Source organism: Azospirillum formosense, assembly GCF_040500525.1.
GTDB lineage: Bacteria > Pseudomonadota > Alphaproteobacteria > Azospirillales > Azospirillaceae > Azospirillum > Azospirillum formosense_A.
Window position 1 is genome coordinate 1,256,837 of record NZ_CP159402.1, and the last position, 16,998, is coordinate 1,273,834.

15 protein-coding genes are annotated in these 16,998 nt (G+C 69.0%); 10 read left to right on the plus strand and 5 right to left on the minus strand.

Annotation, left to right across the window (positions count from 1 at the left end; all coding sequences use genetic code 11):
- The 3 genes from ABVN73_RS06000 to ABVN73_RS06010 are packed head-to-tail and all read right to left on the minus strand — an operon-like array spanning position 1 to position 3,458.
- The gene (locus ABVN73_RS06000) at positions 1–381 is read right to left on the minus strand and encodes a DUF1850 domain-containing protein (protein WP_353859347.1); all 381 of its coding nucleotides are present in this window, start codon (positions 379–381) and stop codon (positions 1–3) included.
- A 10-nt stretch (positions 382–391) separates the two neighbouring features.
- The gene (locus tag ABVN73_RS06005; RefSeq protein WP_353859348.1) at positions 392–2,488 is read right to left on the minus strand and encodes a TRAP transporter permease; all 2,097 of its coding nucleotides are present in this window, start codon (positions 2,486–2,488) and stop codon (positions 392–394) included.
- A gap of 31 nt (positions 2,489–2,519) precedes the next feature.
- Positions 2,520–3,458, minus strand: coding sequence for a TAXI family TRAP transporter solute-binding subunit (locus ABVN73_RS06010; protein WP_353859349.1), 939 nt, complete (start codon positions 3,456–3,458; stop codon positions 2,520–2,522).
- 318 nt (positions 3,459–3,776) lie between these two features.
- On the opposite strand from ABVN73_RS06010, the gene ABVN73_RS06015 reads away from it, so the two are divergent.
- The 8 genes from ABVN73_RS06015 to ABVN73_RS06050 all read left to right on the plus strand — a co-directional run bounded on the left by ABVN73_RS06015 (position 3,777) and on the right by ABVN73_RS06050 (position 12,461).
- Positions 3,777–4,274 (plus strand): (2Fe-2S)-binding protein, encoded by a 498-nt coding sequence (locus ABVN73_RS06015; protein ID WP_149648721.1) that lies wholly within the window; start codon positions 3,777–3,779, stop codon positions 4,272–4,274.
- 36 nt (positions 4,275–4,310) lie between these two features.
- Positions 4,311–6,701, plus strand: coding sequence for a xanthine dehydrogenase family protein molybdopterin-binding subunit (locus ABVN73_RS06020; RefSeq protein ID WP_353859350.1), 2,391 nt, complete (start codon positions 4,311–4,313; stop codon positions 6,699–6,701).
- A 15-nt stretch (positions 6,702–6,716) separates the two neighbouring features.
- Positions 6,717–7,511, plus strand: coding sequence for a xanthine dehydrogenase family protein subunit M (locus ABVN73_RS06025; protein WP_353859351.1), 795 nt, complete (start codon positions 6,717–6,719; stop codon positions 7,509–7,511).
- Positions 7,512–7,679: 168 nt separating this feature from the next.
- Positions 7,680–8,603: a MoxR family ATPase gene (locus ABVN73_RS06030; protein WP_145686312.1), complete on the plus strand. Its 924-nt coding sequence runs from the start codon at positions 7,680–7,682 to the stop codon at positions 8,601–8,603.
- 8 nt (positions 8,604–8,611) lie between these two features.
- The gene (locus ABVN73_RS06035; RefSeq protein ID WP_353859352.1) at positions 8,612–9,811 is read left to right on the plus strand and encodes a VWA domain-containing protein; all 1,200 of its coding nucleotides are present in this window, start codon (positions 8,612–8,614) and stop codon (positions 9,809–9,811) included.
- A complete protein-coding gene (locus ABVN73_RS06040) occupies positions 9,808–10,122 on the plus strand; it encodes an XdhC family protein (protein ID WP_114859690.1) in 315 nt (104 codons plus the stop codon). The genes ABVN73_RS06035 and ABVN73_RS06040 overlap by 4 nt, the downstream gene beginning before the upstream one ends.
- Positions 10,119–10,835: an XdhC/CoxI family protein gene (locus ABVN73_RS06045; RefSeq protein ID WP_353859353.1), complete on the plus strand. Its 717-nt coding sequence runs from the start codon at positions 10,119–10,121 to the stop codon at positions 10,833–10,835. Before ABVN73_RS06040 ends, ABVN73_RS06045 begins: the two co-directional genes overlap by 4 nt.
- Positions 10,836–10,850: 15 nt before the next feature.
- On the plus strand, positions 10,851–12,461 hold the full coding sequence (locus tag ABVN73_RS06050) for a molybdopterin-binding/glycosyltransferase family 2 protein (RefSeq protein WP_353859354.1): 1,611 nt from the start codon (positions 10,851–10,853) through the stop codon (positions 12,459–12,461).
- A gap of 3 nt (positions 12,462–12,464) precedes the next feature.
- Here the strand turns inward: ABVN73_RS06050 and ABVN73_RS06055 are convergent, their stop codons facing one another.
- Entirely contained in the window at positions 12,465–13,178 is a 714-nt protein-coding gene (locus ABVN73_RS06055) for a type 1 glutamine amidotransferase (RefSeq protein WP_353859355.1), read from the minus strand.
- Positions 13,179–13,332: 154 nt separating this feature from the next.
- Here ABVN73_RS06055 and ABVN73_RS06060 point away from each other — a divergent pair, with 154 nt between their 5' ends.
- Positions 13,333–14,850 carry a 5'-nucleotidase C-terminal domain-containing protein gene (locus ABVN73_RS06060; RefSeq protein WP_353859356.1) on the plus strand — a complete coding sequence of 506 codons (1,518 nt, stop codon included), beginning with the start codon at positions 13,333–13,335 and terminating at the stop codon, positions 14,848–14,850.
- 77 nt (positions 14,851–14,927) lie between these two features.
- Here the strand turns inward: ABVN73_RS06060 and ABVN73_RS06065 are convergent, their stop codons facing one another.
- The gene (locus tag ABVN73_RS06065) at positions 14,928–15,494 is read right to left on the minus strand and encodes a phasin family protein (RefSeq protein WP_353859357.1); all 567 of its coding nucleotides are present in this window, start codon (positions 15,492–15,494) and stop codon (positions 14,928–14,930) included.
- Between the two features lie 366 nt (positions 15,495–15,860).
- Here ABVN73_RS06065 and ald point away from each other — a divergent pair, with 366 nt between their 5' ends.
- Positions 15,861–16,979 carry an alanine dehydrogenase gene (ald, locus tag ABVN73_RS06070; protein ID WP_353859358.1) on the plus strand — a complete coding sequence of 373 codons (1,119 nt, stop codon included), beginning with the start codon at positions 15,861–15,863 and terminating at the stop codon, positions 16,977–16,979.
- The last annotated feature ends 19 nt before the right edge of the window (positions 16,980–16,998 follow it).

Consider the following 16,998-nt stretch of genomic DNA (forward strand, 5'->3'; position numbering starts at 1 on the left):
CTAGCCGCAGGGCTTCAGTTCGAGGGGACTCGGGACCGGTCCGCCGATCCAGCCGTGAAGCGGGCGGCACTCTTCCCCCGCGCACAGCCTGTGGTCCGGCGTGTGGGACGAGGCGGCCAGCACCAGCCGCTCCAACGGCGGCACCGCCGGCACCCATATCCACCAGCCTTCGGCGAGGCGGGCACCCTGCGGCGGTTCCATCCCGGCGCCGGTGCCCTTCACGCGGGCTTCGATCAGGACGAGACGACCGTCCTCGATGCGCCAATCCTCCCTCCATTCGGTCCTTTCCACCGAATGGGTCCAGGACAGGGTGAAGGCCGGTCCCGGCAGGGCGGCGAGAACCGCCCCGCCGAGCGCCGACAGGCACAAGGCCACGCTCATGCCGTCTTCATCATGCCGGGGCGCTGCTCCGCCCAAGGCGCCGCAGGCGATGGCGCTGCCACAGCAGGAACGCCGCCGTCATGGCGAAGCCGACCTCGTCCGTCACCGGCAAGGCCACGACGAACAGGAAGGCGGCGGCGGCCGAGAACACCCGCTCCGCCAGGTTGAGAGGCGTCCAGAAGAAGCCGATGGTCGCCGCTCCCCACAGGCCGATGGCGATCAGCGCCTTGAACAGGACGTAGACTACGGCCAGCGGATCGGTGGTTTGGAGCATCAGCGCGGGGGAATACACCGCCATGAAGGGCACGACGTAGCCAGCCATGGCGATCCGCGTGGCGATGAATCCGACCTGCATGTGCCCGGCCCGGCAGATGGACGAGGCGGCCAGCGCCGCCAGCGCCACCGGCGGGGTCAGGTCGGCCATGATGCCGAAGTAGAAGACGAACATGTGCGACACGATCAGCGGCACGCCCATCTGCAGCAGGGCCGGCGCCGCGATGGCCGCCGTGACGATGTAGTTGGCCGTCGTCGGCAGCCCGGTGCCCAGCAGGATGCAGGCCAGCATGGTGAGGATCAGCGCGACCAGCAGATTGCCGCCGGACAGTTGGACGATCGTCCCGGCGAAGCTGGAGGCCAGACCGGTCAGGGTCAGGATCCCGATCAGCACGCCCACCAGCGCGCAGGCCACGCCGACGCCCACGGCGTTCTTGGCGCCGTCGGCGAGGCTGTTCACCAGCATCGCCAGAGTCTCCCGCCCGCCTTTCACGATCAGGCAGGGAATGACCAGAAGACCGACGATGGCGAAGGCCAGATGCTCCGTCCGCCAGCCCATCCGCCACAGCGCCGCGGCAAGGAGCCCCAGCACGACCCAGAAGGCAACGCGCAGGGCCATCGGCCCGATGGAGCCGACGATTGTCGTGCCGAGGATCAGCGCGATGGTCAACGCGATGCCGATCACCCCCGCGAACAGCGGCGTGAAGCCGGAGAACAGGAGGTAGACCAGCGCCGCCAGAGGCAGGATCAGGTACCAGCCCTCGATCAGCGCGCGGGACACGCTGGGGCATTGGTCCTTCGGCAAGCCGATGAGGTTGCGCTTGCCCGCCTCCAGATGGACCATCCAGAAGGCGCTGCCGAAATAGAGGATGGCCGGGATCGCCGCGGCGATGGCGATGTCGCTGAAGGGAACGCCGATGGTTTCGGCCATGATGAAGGCGGCGGCCCCCATGACCGGCGGCATGAGCTGCCCACCCATGCTGGCCGTCGCCTCGACCGCCCCGGCGAAGGCCGGGCGGTAGCCGAAGCGCATCATCAGGGGAATGGTGAACTGGCCGGTGGTCAGCACGTTCGCCACGCCCGAGCCGTTGATCGTCCCCATGAAGCCGGAGGAGATGACCGCCACCTTCGCCGGCCCCCCCTTGGCCGACCCGACGAGGCCCAGCGACACGTCGTTGAACAGCTTGATCATGCCGGCGCGCTCCAGGAAGGCGCCGAACAGGATGAACAGGAAGATGAAGGTCGCGGAGACGAAGGTGGGCGTGCCGTAGATGCCCTCGGTCGAGAGGTACAGGTTGTCGATGACCTGATCGATGTCGTAGCCGCGGTGGGCCAGCCCGAAGGGCAGATGCCGCCCGAACAGAGCGTAGGGGATGAAGACGCCGCAGATGATCGGCAGCGCCCAACCCATGATGCGCCGGGCGCCCTCGAACACCAGCGCGATGGTGATCGCGCCGACGATCAGGTCCGTCATGTTCGGATCGCCGGCCCGCTGGATCAGATCGACCTCGAACACGTAGTGATACAAGCCCAGCGTGAAGGCGCCGAGGCCGAGCAGCCAGTCGTACCAGGGCACGCTGCGCCTCTCCCCGTGCGAGCGGAAGCCGAACAGGGTGAAGGTCATCAGCAGGAGGAAGCCGACATGGACCGAGCGGACGACCATGCTGGACAGCGGGTTGAACGCCGCCGTCCAGATCTGGAACAGCGAGAAGGCGACGGCGATGGCGAAGACGGCCTTTCCGGACACGCCTTCGAAGGCAACGACCGTCGAGGGATTCTCGCGGTCGATGGCCTGGCGGATCTTGTTGTCCGCGTCTTGGGAGGATGCGCTCATCGCACGGGGGTTCCGGGACGACGGGGCGCGCTTACATCAGGCCCTTTTCCTTGTAGAACTTCTCCGCCCCCGGATGCAGCGGCACCGGCGACTGGATGGTGGCCGCGTCCAGCTTGATCTGCTTGGCGGCGGCATGGGCGGCGGCCATGGCGTCGAGATTCTCGAACATCGCCTTGGTCATCGCATAGACCGCGTCGTCCGACACGCCGGCGTGGGTGACCAGCAGGTTGCGCACCGCCGCCGTCGGCACCGGCTCGCTCTGGCCGCTGTAGCTGTTGGCCGGGATGGTCTCGGCGATGTAGGCCGGGTCGCCGACCTTCTGGATCACGTCGGCCGGGATCGAGACGATGGTGATGTCCTGCGAGGTCGCCAGATCCTTGATCGCCGCCACGCCGAGGCCGGCGGAGATGAGCGTCGCGTCGAGCTGCCGGTTCTTGATCAGGTCCACCGATTCGGCGAAGGGCAGATACTCGGTTTTGGAGAAGTCCTTGTAGCCCAGCCCGGCGGCGGCGAAGATCGCGCGGGCGTTCAGCTCCGTCCCCGACTTCGGCGCACCCACCGACACGCGCTTGCCCTTCAGGTCGGCCAGCGTCTTCACGCCGGAATCCTTGCTGGCGACGATCTGGATGTAGTTGGGGTAGATGGCGGCGACGGTGCGCAGCTTGGTCAGCTTGGTCTTGAAGCCGGCCTCCTCGTCGCCCTTCCAGGCGCCGCTCAGCGAATCGCCGAGCGAGAAGGCGATCTCGCCGCGCTCCGACTGGAGGAGGTTCAGGTTCTCCACCGAGGCCTTGGTCGCCTGGACGGTGACCTTGGCCCCCGGAATGGCCTTGCCGTAGATGCCGGACAGCGCGACGCCCAACGGGTAATAGACGCCGCTGGTGCCGCCGGTGAGGACGGTGACGAACTGCTCGGCCTGGGCCGGCAGCGCGGTGAGCATGCAGACGCCGACCGCGGCCAGGAAACGCTTCATTCTTCTATCCTCCCAAAAGGCTGTCCGTAGCGGATCGTTCGTAAGACGCGTTGGTTTGCGTCGGATTGTTGGCTATCCTAACTTGTGGTCGGTGGGTCCGCCAGTCCGTAGGAACCGATAGGCGCGCGGCGGTTCGGCACAAGCCCCCTCCCTTCGGAGGAGGCCGAACGGCGTCTTGACCGGACGGGACGGCGCCCCTCTATCCTTGTTGCGGTTGGTCCTGCGCCACACTTTATCGCGCAGATTTGGCAGAACCGTCGAAAGAAGCGTCGCGAAGGTCGGGGCAACAGAACGTCACCAACAATGGGAGGACAGCGGATGCCGTGTACCGTTTCCATGACCGTCAACGGAAAGGCGGTCTCGCGCGAGGTGGAGGAGCGGACCCTGCTGGTCACCTTCCTCCGTGACCAGCTTGGCCTGACCGGCACCCATGTCGGTTGCGACACCAGCCAGTGCGGCGCCTGCGTCGTCCACATCGACGGGCGGTCGGTGAAGTCCTGCACCATGCTGGCCGCCCAGGCCGACGGCGCCGCGGTCACCACCATCGAGGGTCTGGCGGCGGCCGACGGCACGCTGCACCCGATGCAGGCGGCCTTCCGCGAGCATCACGGCCTGCAATGCGGCTTCTGCACGCCGGGCATGGTGATGAGCGCCGTTGATCTGGTGACCACCAACCCCTCCCCCAGCGAGCATGAGGTCCGCGAAGGTCTGGAGGGCAACATCTGCCGCTGCACCGGCTACCACAACATCGTCAAGGCGGTGATGGCCGGGGCGGAGGCGATGCAGGGCGGCACGATGAAGGCCGCCGCCGAATAAAGGTCGGAAAAAGGCTCTCATGGGAGGAACACGAAGATGGCGAACCCCACCGGCATCGGCGCTTCCGTGCGCCGGCGCGAGGACGCGCGCTTCCTGACCGGGCGCGGCACCTACACCGACGACATCAACCGGCCCGGCCAGACCCACGCGGTCTTCGTCCGGTCTCCCTACGCCCACGCCCGCATCACCGGCATCGACGCGGCCGAGGCCATGCAGGCCCCCGGCGTGATCGCCGTGCTCACCGGCGCCGACATGGAGGCCGACAAGGTCGGCAGCCTGCCCTGCGGCTGGCAGATCCATTCCAAGGACGGTTCCCCGATGAAGGAGCCGCCGCATTTCCCGATCGCCCGCGACCGCGCCCGCTACGTCGGCGACGCCGTCGCCGTGGTCATCGCCGAGACGCGCGAGCAGGCGAAGGACGCCGCCGAGCTGGTCATGGTCGATTACGAGGAGCTGCCGGCGGCGGTGACCTCGCTGAAGGCGCTGGAGGGTGGCGCGCCGCTGGTCCATGACGACGTCGGCGGCAACCTCTGCTTCGACTGGCATCTCGGCGACGCGGCGGCGGTGGACGCGGCCTTTTCGCAGGCGGCCCATGTCGCGAAGCTCGATCTGGTCAACCAGCGGCTCGTCCCCAACGCCATGGAGCCGCGGGCGGCGCTCGGCGAGTACGACCGGGCGACCGGCGAGCACACGCTGACCACCACCAGCCAGAATCCGCACGTCATCCGCCTGCTGATGGGCGCCTTCGTGCTGGGCATTCCGGAGCACAAGTTGCGCGTCGTCGCGCCCGACGTCGGCGGCGGCTTCGGCTCCAAGATCTTCCATTACGGAGAGGAAGCCGTCGTCACCTGGGCGGCGAAGAAGGTCGGGCGCCCGGTGAAATGGACCGCCGAGCGCTCCGAGAGCTTCCTGACCGACGCCCACGGCCGCGACCATGTCAGTCACGCCGAGCTAGCGATGGACAAGGACGGCAATTTCCTGGCGCTGCGCGTCGCGACCATCGCCAACATGGGCGCCTACCTGTCGACCTTTGCGCCCTCGATCCCGACCTACCTCTACGCCACGCTGCTGGCCGGCCAGTACAAGACCCCGGCGATCTACGCCGAGGTGAAGGCGGTCTTCACCAACACCGTGCCGGTGGACGCCTACCGCGGCGCCGGCCGTCCGGAGGCCTGCTACCTGATCGAACGGCTGGTCGAGGTCGCCGCCGCCGAGACGGGAATCGACAAGGCAGAGCTGCGCCGCCGCAACTTCGTGCCGGCCAGCGCCATGCCCTACCAGACCCCGGTGGCGCTGCAGTACGACACCGGCGACTTCGCCAAAAATCTCGACATCGCCCTGCCGCTGGTTGACTACGACGGCTTCGCGGCGCGCAAGGCCGAATCCGCCCGGCGCGGCAAGCTACTCGGCATCGGCTTCGCCACCTACATCGAGGCCTGCGGCATCGCGCCGAGCAACGTCGCGGGCGCGCTGGGCGCGCGGGCCGGTCTGTACGAGTCGGCGGAGGTGCGGTTCCACCCGACCGGTTCCGTGACGGTCTTCACCGGCTCCCACAGCCATGGGCAGGGGCACGAGACGACCTTCGCGCAGCTCGTCTCCGAGCGCTTCGGCGTGCCCATCGAAAATGTGGAGATCGTCCACGGTGACACCAGCAAGATCCCCTTCGGCATGGGCACCTACGGCTCTCGCTCGCTGGCGGTCGGCGGGTCGGCCATCGTCAAGGCGATGGACAAGGTGGAGCGCAAGGCCAAGAAGATCGCCGCCCACATGCTGGAGGCCGCCGAGGCCGACATCGAGGTGAAGGACGGGCGCTTCGTCGTGGCCGGCACCGACAAGGCGCTGACCATCGGCGACATAGCCCTCCAGGCCTACGTCCCACACAACTTCCCGCTCGACGAGCTGGAACCGGGGTTGGACGAGCAGGCCTTCTACGATCCCAAGAACTTTACCTACCCCAACGGCTGCCACGTCTGCGAGGTGGAGATCGACCCCGACACCGGCGTGGTGCAGGTGGTCAGCTTCGCGGCCGTGGACGATTTCGGGCGCGTCATCAACCCGCTGATTGTCGAGGGGCAGGTCCATGGCGGGCTGGTCCAGGGCATCGGGCAGGCGCTCTACGAGAACTGCGTCTATGACGAGGAGTCCGGGCAGCTCATCACCGGCTCCTACATGGACTACTGCATGCCGCGGGCGGATGACGTGCCGTCCTTCACGGTGCGCTACCACGAGGACCAGCCCTGCACCCACAACCCGCTGGGCGTGAAGGGCTGCGGCGAGGCTGGAACCATCGGCGCGTCGGCCGCCGTGATGAACGCGGTGGTGCATGCCCTGTCCGAGTACGGCGTCACGCATCTCGACATGCCGGCGACCCCCGAGCGGGTCTGGCAGGCGATCCGGCGCCACACCCCCGCCCAGGCGGCCGAGTAAGAGGGAGGAGACATCATGTACGCCTTCACCTATCACCGCCCCAAGAGCGTCGCCGACGCCGTCGCCCTGCTCGGCCAGTTCGAGGAACCGAAGCTGCTGGGCGGCGGGCAGACGCTCCTGCCGACGCTCAAGCAGCGCCTCGCCCGGCCGAGCGACCTGATCGACCTCGGCCAGATTCCGGAGCTTCAGGGCATCCGGGAGGAAGCCGGCGGCCTGACCATCGGCGCCTTCACCCGTCACGCCCAAGTGGCCCACTCCGACGTCGTGCAGCGCGTCATCCCGGCTCTGGCGAGCCTCGCCGAGGGCATTGGCGACCGGCAGGTGCGCAACATGGGCACGCTCGGCGGGTCGATCTGCAACGCCGACCCCTCCGCCGACTACCCGGCTGCGGTCGTCGCGCTGAAGGCCACGGTGCGGACCGACCGGCGGGAGATCGCGGGCGACGACTTCTTCACCGGCATGTTCGAGACGGCGCTGGAGTCCGGCGAGATCGTCACCGCCGTGCATTTCCAGACGCCGGACAAGGCTGCCTACGCCAAGTTCCGCAACCCGGCCAGCCGCTACGCCATCGTCGGCGTCTTCGTGGCCGTGTTCGGCAGCGAGGTGCGCGTGGCCGTGACCGGCGCCGGCCCCTCCGTCTTCCGGGCGGACGACATGGAGGCGGCGCTGGCCCAGGACTTCCGCGCCGACGCCCTCAACGGCGCGTCGGTGCCGGCGGACGGGCTGAACGCCGACATCCACGCCAGCGCCGACTACCGCGCCCATCTGGTACGGGTGATGGCGCGGCGCGCGGTGGAGGCGTGTGGGTAAGGCCCTTAACCTCCAAAGTCCCCTCTCCCCTCTGGGGAGAGGGTCAGGGTGAGGGGGGTGCGCTTTTGCCGAATGTTCCGTAACGCACATCCCCCTCACCGGCCCTCTGGGCCACCCTCTCCCCGGAGGGGAGAGGGTTACATCAACCCGTAAGGCGTTCTGCCCATCATGCCCAACACCCTCCCCGCTTCCGTCGATGACACGCTGGACCTGCTGCGGCGGGGGAACTACGTCGCCGACCGCTCGCTGGCGACGGCGCTGTACCTCGCCCTGAAGCTGCGCCGCCCGCTGTTCCTGGAGGGCGAGGCCGGGGTCGGCAAGACCGAGATTGCCAAGGTGCTGTCCGCCACGCTGGGCCGTCGCCTGCTGCGGCTGCAATGCTACGAGGGGCTGGACGTCGCCGCGGCGGTCTATGAATGGAACTACGCCCGGCAGATGATGGAGATCCGGCTGGCCGAGGCGTCAGGCGACCGCGACCGGGAGGCGCTCGGCGCCGACCTCTTCTCCGAACGCTTCCTCATCAAGCGCCCGCTGCTCCAGGCGCTGGAGCCCGATCCGGCCGGGGCGCCGGTCCTGCTGATCGACGAGCTGGACCGCACCGACGAACCGTTCGAAGCTTATCTCCTCGAAATCCTCTCGGACTTCCAGGTATCGATTCCCGAGTTCGGCACGGTCACGGCGCCAGAGCCGCCCATCGTCATCCTGACCTCCAACCGCACCCGCGAGATTCACGACGCGCTGAAGCGGCGCTGTTTCTACCATTGGGTCGATTACCCCAACGCCGAGCGCGAGCGCGCCATCCTGGCGGTGAAGGCGCCGGAGGCCGACGCCCGGCTGGCCGCCCAGGTTGTCGGCGTCGTGCAGAGCCTGCGCGGGATGGACCTTTACAAGGCGCCGGGCGTGGCGGAGACGCTGGATTGGGCGCAGGCGCTGGTGGAACTGAACCAGCTGGAGCTGGAGCCCTCGGTCATCAACGACACGCTGGGCACGCTGCTGAAGTACCAGGACGACATCGCCCGCATCCAGGGCAGCGAGGCCGCGCGCATCCTGGCCCAGGTCAAGACGGAACTCGCCGCCTCCACGGCGCGGTGAACAAGGCCATGCAGGGCGGCCTCGCCATCAACCTGATGCATTTCGCCCGCGCGCTGCGGGCGGCGGGATTGCCGGTCGGGCCGGGCAAGCTGCTCCAGGCCGTCGAGGCGGTGGAAGCGGTGGGGATCGGCAACCGGACGGACTTCTACTGGGCGCTGCACGCCGTCTTCGTGAACCGGCGCGACCAGCGCGAGGTCTTCGACCAGGCCTTCCACGTCTTCTGGCGCAACCCGGACATCCTCAAGCGGATGATGGGGCTGATGCTGCCGACCATCCGCACGGAGTCGCCGGACACCCAGGACCCAATGTCCCGCCGTGTCGCCGACGCGCTGCGCGGCACCGCGCCGGAGGCCGAGGGGCCGGAAAAGTCTGAGATCGAGGTGGACGCCTCCTTCACCGTTTCGGCCCAGGAACGGTTGCAGGAGAAGGATTTCGAGAAGATGTCGGCGGCGGAGATGGCCGAGGCCAAGCGGATGCTCGCCCGCATCGCCTTGCCAGTGGCCGAGGTGACGACCCGCCGCCACCGCCCCGACCCGCGGGGGACGCGCGTGGACCCGCGGGCGACGCTGCGGCGGATGCTGCGCTCCGGCGGCGATCTCGCCGATCTGGCACGGCGCAGCCGCCGCACGCGGCCGCCGCCGCTGGTCGTGCTGTGCGACATCTCCGGCTCCATGACCCGCTATTCGCGGATGCTGCTGCATTTCATGCATGCGGTCAGCAACGACCGTGACCGGGTGCACAGCTTCGTCTTCGGCACCCGCCTGACCAACATCACCCGCCATCTGCGGCACAAGGACGTGGACGTGGCGCTGGACGCCGTGTCGGCGGCGGTGGCCGACTGGTCGGGCGGGACGCGCATCGGCACGGCGCTGCACGCCTTCAACCGGACCTGGGCGCGCCGGGTCCTCGGCCAGGGGGCGGTGGTCCTGCTCATCACCGACGGGCTTGACCGGGATGCCGGCGAAGGGCTTGCGGCGGAGGCCGAACGGCTGCACAAGAGCTGCCGCCGACTGGTCTGGCTGAACCCGCTCTTGCGGTGGGAGGGGTTCGCACCAAAATCCAGCGGTATCCGGGCCTTGTTGCCGCATGTGGACGACTTCCGCCCGGTCCACAACCTGAACAGTCTGGCCGGGCTCGCCGACGCGTTGAACCGCGACGGGCCGCGACGGGCCGAAAGCCTGCGCAAGTGGCTGAAGGAGGCCGCATGAGGGACGATATTCTGGAGCAGGCCGCGGGCTGGCGCGCGGAGGGCCGCAAGGTGGCTCTGGCGACGGTGGTCGCCACCTGGGGCTCATCCCCCCGTCCGGTGGGCAGTCAGATGGCCGTGGACGACGCCGGTTCGATGATCGGCTCGGTCTCCGGCGGCTGCATCGAGGGTGCCGTGGTGCACGAGGCGCGCAAGACCATGGAGGATGGCGAGCCCCGGATGATTTCCTTCGGGGTCAGCAACGAGATGGCCTGGGAGGTCGGGCTGGCCTGTGGCGGCCGGGTGCAGGTCTATGTCGAGGCCGTGGAATGAAGCGCGACATCACCGAACGGCTGTTGGCCGCCCGCAAGGCCGGGCGCCCCGTGGCCCTGGTCACCGACCTCGGCACCGGTCTGCAGACGCTGGTCTACGAGGACGCCGTCCACGGCGGCTTCGGGCTGGAGGACGATCTTCTGGCCGAGGTGCGGGAGCGGCTGCGCCAGGATCGGTCCGGCCTCCTCACCGATCCGGAGGATGAGGAGGACGGCGTCCAGCTGTTCGTCCAGACCCACAACCCGCCGCTGCGCCTGCTGGTGGTCGGCGCCGTGCACATCGCCCAGGCGCTGGCCCCCCTCGCCGCCCTGACCGGCTACGCCGTCACGGTGATCGACCCGCGCGGCTCCTTCGCCACGGAATCGCGCTTCCCCGGCGTTGCCCTGCATGATTCCTGGCCGGACGAGGCCCTGACCGATTTGAAGATCGACAATCGCACCGCCGTGGTGACCCTGACCCACGACCCCAAGCTGGACGACCCGGCCCTGCTGGTGGCGCTGCGCTCCCCGGCCTTCTACGTCGGGTCGCTCGGCAGCAAGCGCACCCACGCCAAGCGGCTGGAGCGGCTGAAGGAGCAGGGCGTGACCGACGCGGAACTGACGCGCATCCACGCCCCGGTCGGGCTGGACATCGGCGCCGTGACACCGGCGGAAATCGCCCTGTCGGTCATGGCCCAGATTACCGCCGTGCGGCGCAAGGCCGGCGCGGCCTGACAGGAGTTCATCGCCATGTTTTTCGGCCCGCTGCCCCTGCGGGAGCTGGAGGGCGCCATCCTGGCGCATTCGGTCCGCCGCGGCTCCGTCAGCTTCAAGAAGGGCCGCATCCTCAGCGCCGAGGACGTGACGGCGTTGCGCGACGCCGGCTTCACCACGGTGACCGCCGCCAAGCCCGGTCCCGACGACGTGGGGGAGGACGCGGCGGCGGCCCGCATCGCCGCCGCCCTGAAGGGGCAGGAGATCACGGTGGGCGCCGCCTTCACCGGCCGCGTCAACCTGTTCGCGGAGTCGCGCGGCCTGTTCGTTCCGGATATCGAACGGATCAACGCGCTGAACCTCATCGACGAAAGCGTAACGGTCGCCACCCTGCCCGCCTTCGCGCCGGTCGAGCCCGGCCAGATGGTCGCCACGGTCAAGATCATCCCCTTCGCCGCCCCCCGCGGCGCCGTGGAGGGGGCGGAGGTCGAGGCGTCCGCCGGGATGCCGGCGCTGCGCGTCGCCCCCTTCCGCCCCGTGACCGCCGCGCTGATCCAGACCCGCCTGCCCGGCGTGAAGGACAGCGTCCTCGACAAGACCGTGACCGTGACGCGGCAGCGTCTGGAGGCGATGGGCGGGCGGCTGGTCCGGGATTCACGCTGCTACCACGGCGAGGCGGCTCTGGCCGACGCCATCGCCGCGGCGGGGCGCGTCGACCTGCTGCTGATCGCCGGGGCCTCGGCCATCACCGACCGGCGCGACGTTCTGCCGGCGGGCATCGAGCGGGCGGGCGGCGTGATCGAGCATTTCGGCATGCCCGTCGATCCCGGCAATCTGCTGCTGCTCGCCCGCATCGGGGAAACGCCGGTGCTCGGCCTGCCCGGCTGCGCGCGGTCGCCCAAGCTGAACGGCTTCGACTGGGTGCTCCAGCGCATTGCCGCGGGGATTCCGGTGACGCGGGCCGACGTCATGCGCATGGGGGTCGGTGGCCTGCTGGCCGAGATCCCCAGCCGGCCCCTGCCCCGTGCCGGCGCCGTCGCGGAGGAGCCACCGCGCGCGCCGCGCATCGCCGCTCTGGTGCTGGCGGCCGGACGGTCGAGCCGGATGGGCGGCAGCAACAAGCTGCTCGCCGATGTCGGGGGTGAGCCGCTGGTCGTCCGCACGGTCGAAGCGGTTCTGGCCTCGCAGGCCAGGCCGGTGGTGGTGGTGACCGGCCACATGGCGGAGGCGGTGTCCGCGCCGCTGGCCGGGCGCCCGCTGACCATCGTCCACAACCCGTCCTTCGCCGACGGGCTCAGCGCCTCGCTGCGCGCCGGGCTGGCCGCCCTGCCGGCGGATGTCGACGGGGTGGTCGTGTGCCTCGGCGACATGCCGCGGGTCACGCCGCAGGCCATCGACCGGCTGATCGCCGCCTACAACCCGCTGGAGGGCCGGACCGTCTGCGTCCCGACCGTCCAGGGCAAGCGCGGCAACCCGGTCCTGTGGGACCGCGGCTTCTTCGCGGAGATGGCGAAGCTGAGCGGCGACGCCGGGGCCAAGACCCTGCTGGCAACCCACGCCGATCAGGTGGTGGAGGTGCCGGTGGAGGATGGCGGCATCCTCTACGACGTCGACACGCCGGACCTGCTGGCGGAGCTGCGCGGGTAAGGCTCAGGCCGCCCGTTCGATCACCAGATCCAGCCAGCGGCGGGAGATCGTCCGGGCCACCGTCTCGGCGGCTGGCAAATGGCGCTCCAGCGCGGCGTCCAGCCCGTCGAGGACGGCCCGGTTGTGCTCCCGCGAGTCGACGCCGAACTTTTCCGCCCAGCCGCGGACGATGGCGGCGTCGGCCTCCGGGTGGAACTGGAAGGCGTAGAGGTTGCGGCCAAGCCGGAAGGCCTGACGCATGCAGGCTTCGCTCCAGGCCAGCGGCACGGCACCCTCGGGAAATTCGAAGGTGTCGTAGTGCCACTGCACCATGTGCAACTCCGGCCCCAGCCCGCCGAGCAGCGGATCGTCCGAAGCGGCGTTGAACAGCCGGACCGCGCCCACGCCGATTTCCGCCACCGAATGGCGGTAGACGCGGGCGCCGAAGGCGCGGGCGGCCAACTGCGCGCCCAGGCAGATGCCAATCACCGGGCGCTCCGCCGCCGCGAAGGCGCGGATCAGCTCCATGACCTGCGGAAAGTGCGGACCCTGCGCGTCGTTCCAGGCGTCCTGCGGTCCGCCGAGAACCAGCAGCCCGTGATAACCCTCCGGCGTGGCGGGCAGCGCCTCCCCTTCGTCCGCGGCAATGGTGACCAACGTCGCGCCGAACTCGGCCAGCGCGTCCCCCACGAGTCCGGCGGGGGCGTTTCGGTTGTTCTGAACGACCAGGATGCGCATGGAGGGGCCACGTCGGTGAAAGCGGATGCCCCGTTCATGAGCGGCGGAGGCGGCGAAATCAAGCAGCGCAAGGCGGCTATGCGCAGCGCCGCGGGACGGCGTAGAGTGCGGGGACGCGAAGGAAGCCTGCAACTTCCCCAGGGAGACGAGATTGATGCTGACCCGGATTCGCACGCTGGCGGGGGCGGCCGCCCTTGCCGGCACCCTGCTTTTCCCCGCTCTGGCCGCGGCGCAGAACGGCACGGTGACCTTCCTGCATTTCAACGACATCTACGAAATTTCCCCGGTCAAGGGCCGCGGCGGCTTCGCTCCCCTGATGACGGTTCTGAAGGCGGAGCGGGAGCGCAACGCCGGAGCCCTGACCACGGTCGGCGGCGATTTCCTCTCCCCATCCCTGCTGTCCGGGACGACGCGGGGGGCGCAGATGCCCGACCTGTTCAACGCCATGGGCGTCGATGTCGTCGGCTTCGGGAATCACGAGTTCGACTTCGGCACGGAGGTGCTGAAGGCCCGCATCGCCGAATCGAAATTCCCCTGGGTCGGCACCAACATCGCCGGGCCGGACGGCCAGCCGCTCCCCGGTTCGGTCGTCACCTGGACGAAGACGGTCGGCGACGTCAAGGTCGGCTTCCTGGGCGTCCTGACTCCGGAAACCGCGCATCTGTCCGGCGGCGGGGCGGAAGCGACCTTCACCAACGTGCAGGCCGCGGCGGCCCTGGCGGTGAAGGCGCTGCGCGACGACGAGGCCAACGTCGTCGTGGCGCTGACCCACCAGACCATCGCGGAGGACCGCGATCTGGCCGTCAAGGTGAAGGGCATCGATCTGCTGCTGGGCGGCCACGACCATGACCCGATCAGTTTCTACGAGGGCTCGACCCTGATCCTGAAGGCCGGGGCTGACGGCCATTATCTCGGCGTCATCGATCTGGCGGTCAGCACGAAAGCCACCGACAAGGGGCCGGCGACCAGCGTGGCGCCCGCCGGCTGGCGCTTCGTCAGCACCGCCGGGGTGGCCCCGGACGCCGAGGTCGGGGCCTTGGTCAAGCGCTACACCGACCAGCTCGACGCCACGCTGGCCGGGGTGATCGGACGGACGGAGACCGATCTGGACAGCCGCAAGGACGTCGTCCGCTCGCAGGAGACGACGATGGGCAACCTGATCGCCGACGCGCTGCGCGACGGGCTGAAGGCCGATGTCGCCATCACCAACGGCGGCGGCATCCGCGCCGACACGCTGCACCCGGCGGGAAGCGCGCTGACCCGCAAGGACATCTTCGCGGAGCTGCCCTTCGGCAACGTCGCCGTGCTGACGCTGCTGTCCGGCGCCGACCTGCTGGCCGCGCTGGAGCATGGCGTGTCGAAGGTGGAGGACAAGGCCGGACGCTTCCCGCAGGTGTCGGGCCTGACCTTCACCTACGACCCGAAGCTGCCGTCGGGCACCCGCGTGACCGGCGTGACGGTGGGCGGCCAGCCTCTCGACCCCGCCAAGACCTACCGCGTGGCGACCAACGACTACATGCTGAAGGGCGGCGACGGCTACGCCGCGCTGACCCGGGGCCGGACGGTGGTGGACGCCTCCGGCGCCGTGCTGATGGCGACGATGGTCATGGATTACGTGGAGGCGAACAAAACCGTCGCCCCGAAGGTCGAAGGCCGCATCGTCGCGAAGTGACCGGAGCGCGCGCAAAAAAACGCCCCTGGACCGGCTGGTCCGGGGGCGCAAGGCCAGGATGGATCGTTGGTGAAGCGTCAGGCGCTGCGGCGAACGTGGCGCGCGGCCCCTTCGGCCCGCGCGTTCAGCCGCCGCACCGCGTCGTTCGCGGTTTTCGCCGACAGCTCCGAAATCTTGACGCTGCGGTTCAGCAGAAGTTCCATCTCGTCTTTGACCATGCTGCTCTGCGCGGCGTAGAGGTCCTGGACGGACCGGCTGCGCATCATCGCGTTGACGCCCTCGGCGTTGCGGGCCATGGCCTCCTGGGCGAAGCTCATCCATTCGCGCATGATGGACTGCATACCGTCCATCAGCACGGACCCGCACTGCGTCATGACGTCCATGTTCTCGCGGGCCTGCTGGGCGACCTCGCCCTGGGCCTGCGCGGACAGGCCCATCATGCGGTTGAGCTGGTCGGAAGTCTGTCCGGCGACCTGACCGGCCACCTGGGTCGCCTTTCCCATCATGTCGCTGGCCGTGTCGGCGCCGCGCTGGGTCGTCTCCGCGGCGGTCTCCGCCATGCGGCGGGTGGTGTCCTCGGCAACATTCCGGCCCTTGGCGGCGGTGTCGCGCGCGATGGTCTGCGCGTCCTTCTCTGAAGCCATCTGCCTTGCTCCTGGTTTCGTTCCGTCCGAATCGGACGCTCCCCCCAATTTTTCTTGGATGCCGCGAATTTTGTGCAGTGCGACACAAGCATCCATATACCATGGTAGCGAAGAATGGTTCCACAACTCTAAAAAATAGTCTTCCCTACTTTTTTGCAGTGATCGTCAAGTCTCCGCCAGCATTTATTGCAAAGAAATTTTTATCAAATTTCGTGGAATCTTTTCATTGATCCGAAGAAATCGCCACTGCAACGCCATAAGTGAGATGCGCCGAGCCCGGGCACACCCCAAATTTTGAGGTAAGCAACCCTGAGCCGGTGCGCTGCCCGTCCTGGTCCGACACCGGCCCACCCGCGGAGGATGCCCATGCTCATCGGCGTACCGACGGAAATCAAAAACCATGAATACCGCGTCGGGCTGACCCCGGCCTCGGTCGGCGAACTGGTTCTTCACGGACACAGCGTGCTGGTGCAGGCGGGAGCCGGCGCCGCCATCGGGCTGGACGACGGCCAGTATGAGGCCGCCGGCGCCGAGATCGCCCCGGACGCCGCGACGGTCTTCGCCCGCGCGGAGATGGTCGTGAAGGTGAAGGAACCCCAGCCGGAGGAATGCGCGATGCTGCGCCGGGGGCAGGTCCTGTTCACCTACCTGCACCTGGCCCCCGATCCCAAGCAGACCAAGCTGCTGCTGAACTCCGGGGCGGTCGCCATCGCCTACGAGACGGTGACCGATCCCCGCGGCGGCCTGCCGCTCCTGGCGCCGATGAGCGAGGTGGCCGGCCGCATGTCGGTGCAGGCCGGCGCCCATTGCCTGGAGAAGGCGCAGGGCGGGCGGGGCGTCCTGCTCGGTGGCGTGCCCGGCGTTCCGGCGGCGAAGGTGGTGGTGCTGGGCGGCGGCGTGGTCGGCACAAACGCCGCCCGCATGGCCATGGGGCTGGAGGCGAAGGTCGTCGTCATCGACCGGTCGCTGCCCCGCCTGAAGGAGCTGGACCTGCAATTCGGCGCCAAGCTGCAGACGCTCTATTCGACCGTCGACACGATCGAGGAGCATGTGCTCGATGCCGACCTCGTCATCGGGGCGGTCCTGGTGCCGGGCGCCGAGGCGCCGAAGCTGGTGACCAGGGCGATGGTGAAACGGATGCGGCAGGGCGCCGTGGTGGTGGACGTCGCCATCGACCAGGGCGGCTGTTTCGAGACCTCGCGTCCCACCACCCACGCCGAGCCGACCTATCTGGTGGACGGAGTGGTCCATTACTGCGTGGCCAACATGCCGGGGGCGGTCGCGCGCACCTCGACCTTCGCGCTGAACAACGCCACCCTGCCCTTCACGCTGGCGCTCGCCGACCAGGGCTACCGTGCGGCGCTGGCCCGCGACCCGCATCTGCGGGCCGGGCTGAACATCCACGCCGGGGCCGTCACCTGCAAGGCGGTGGCCGACGCCCAGGGGCTGGGCCACCAGCCGGCGGAAGAGGCGCTGCGGCTTTGACGAGCGTTGCCGGAGGGGG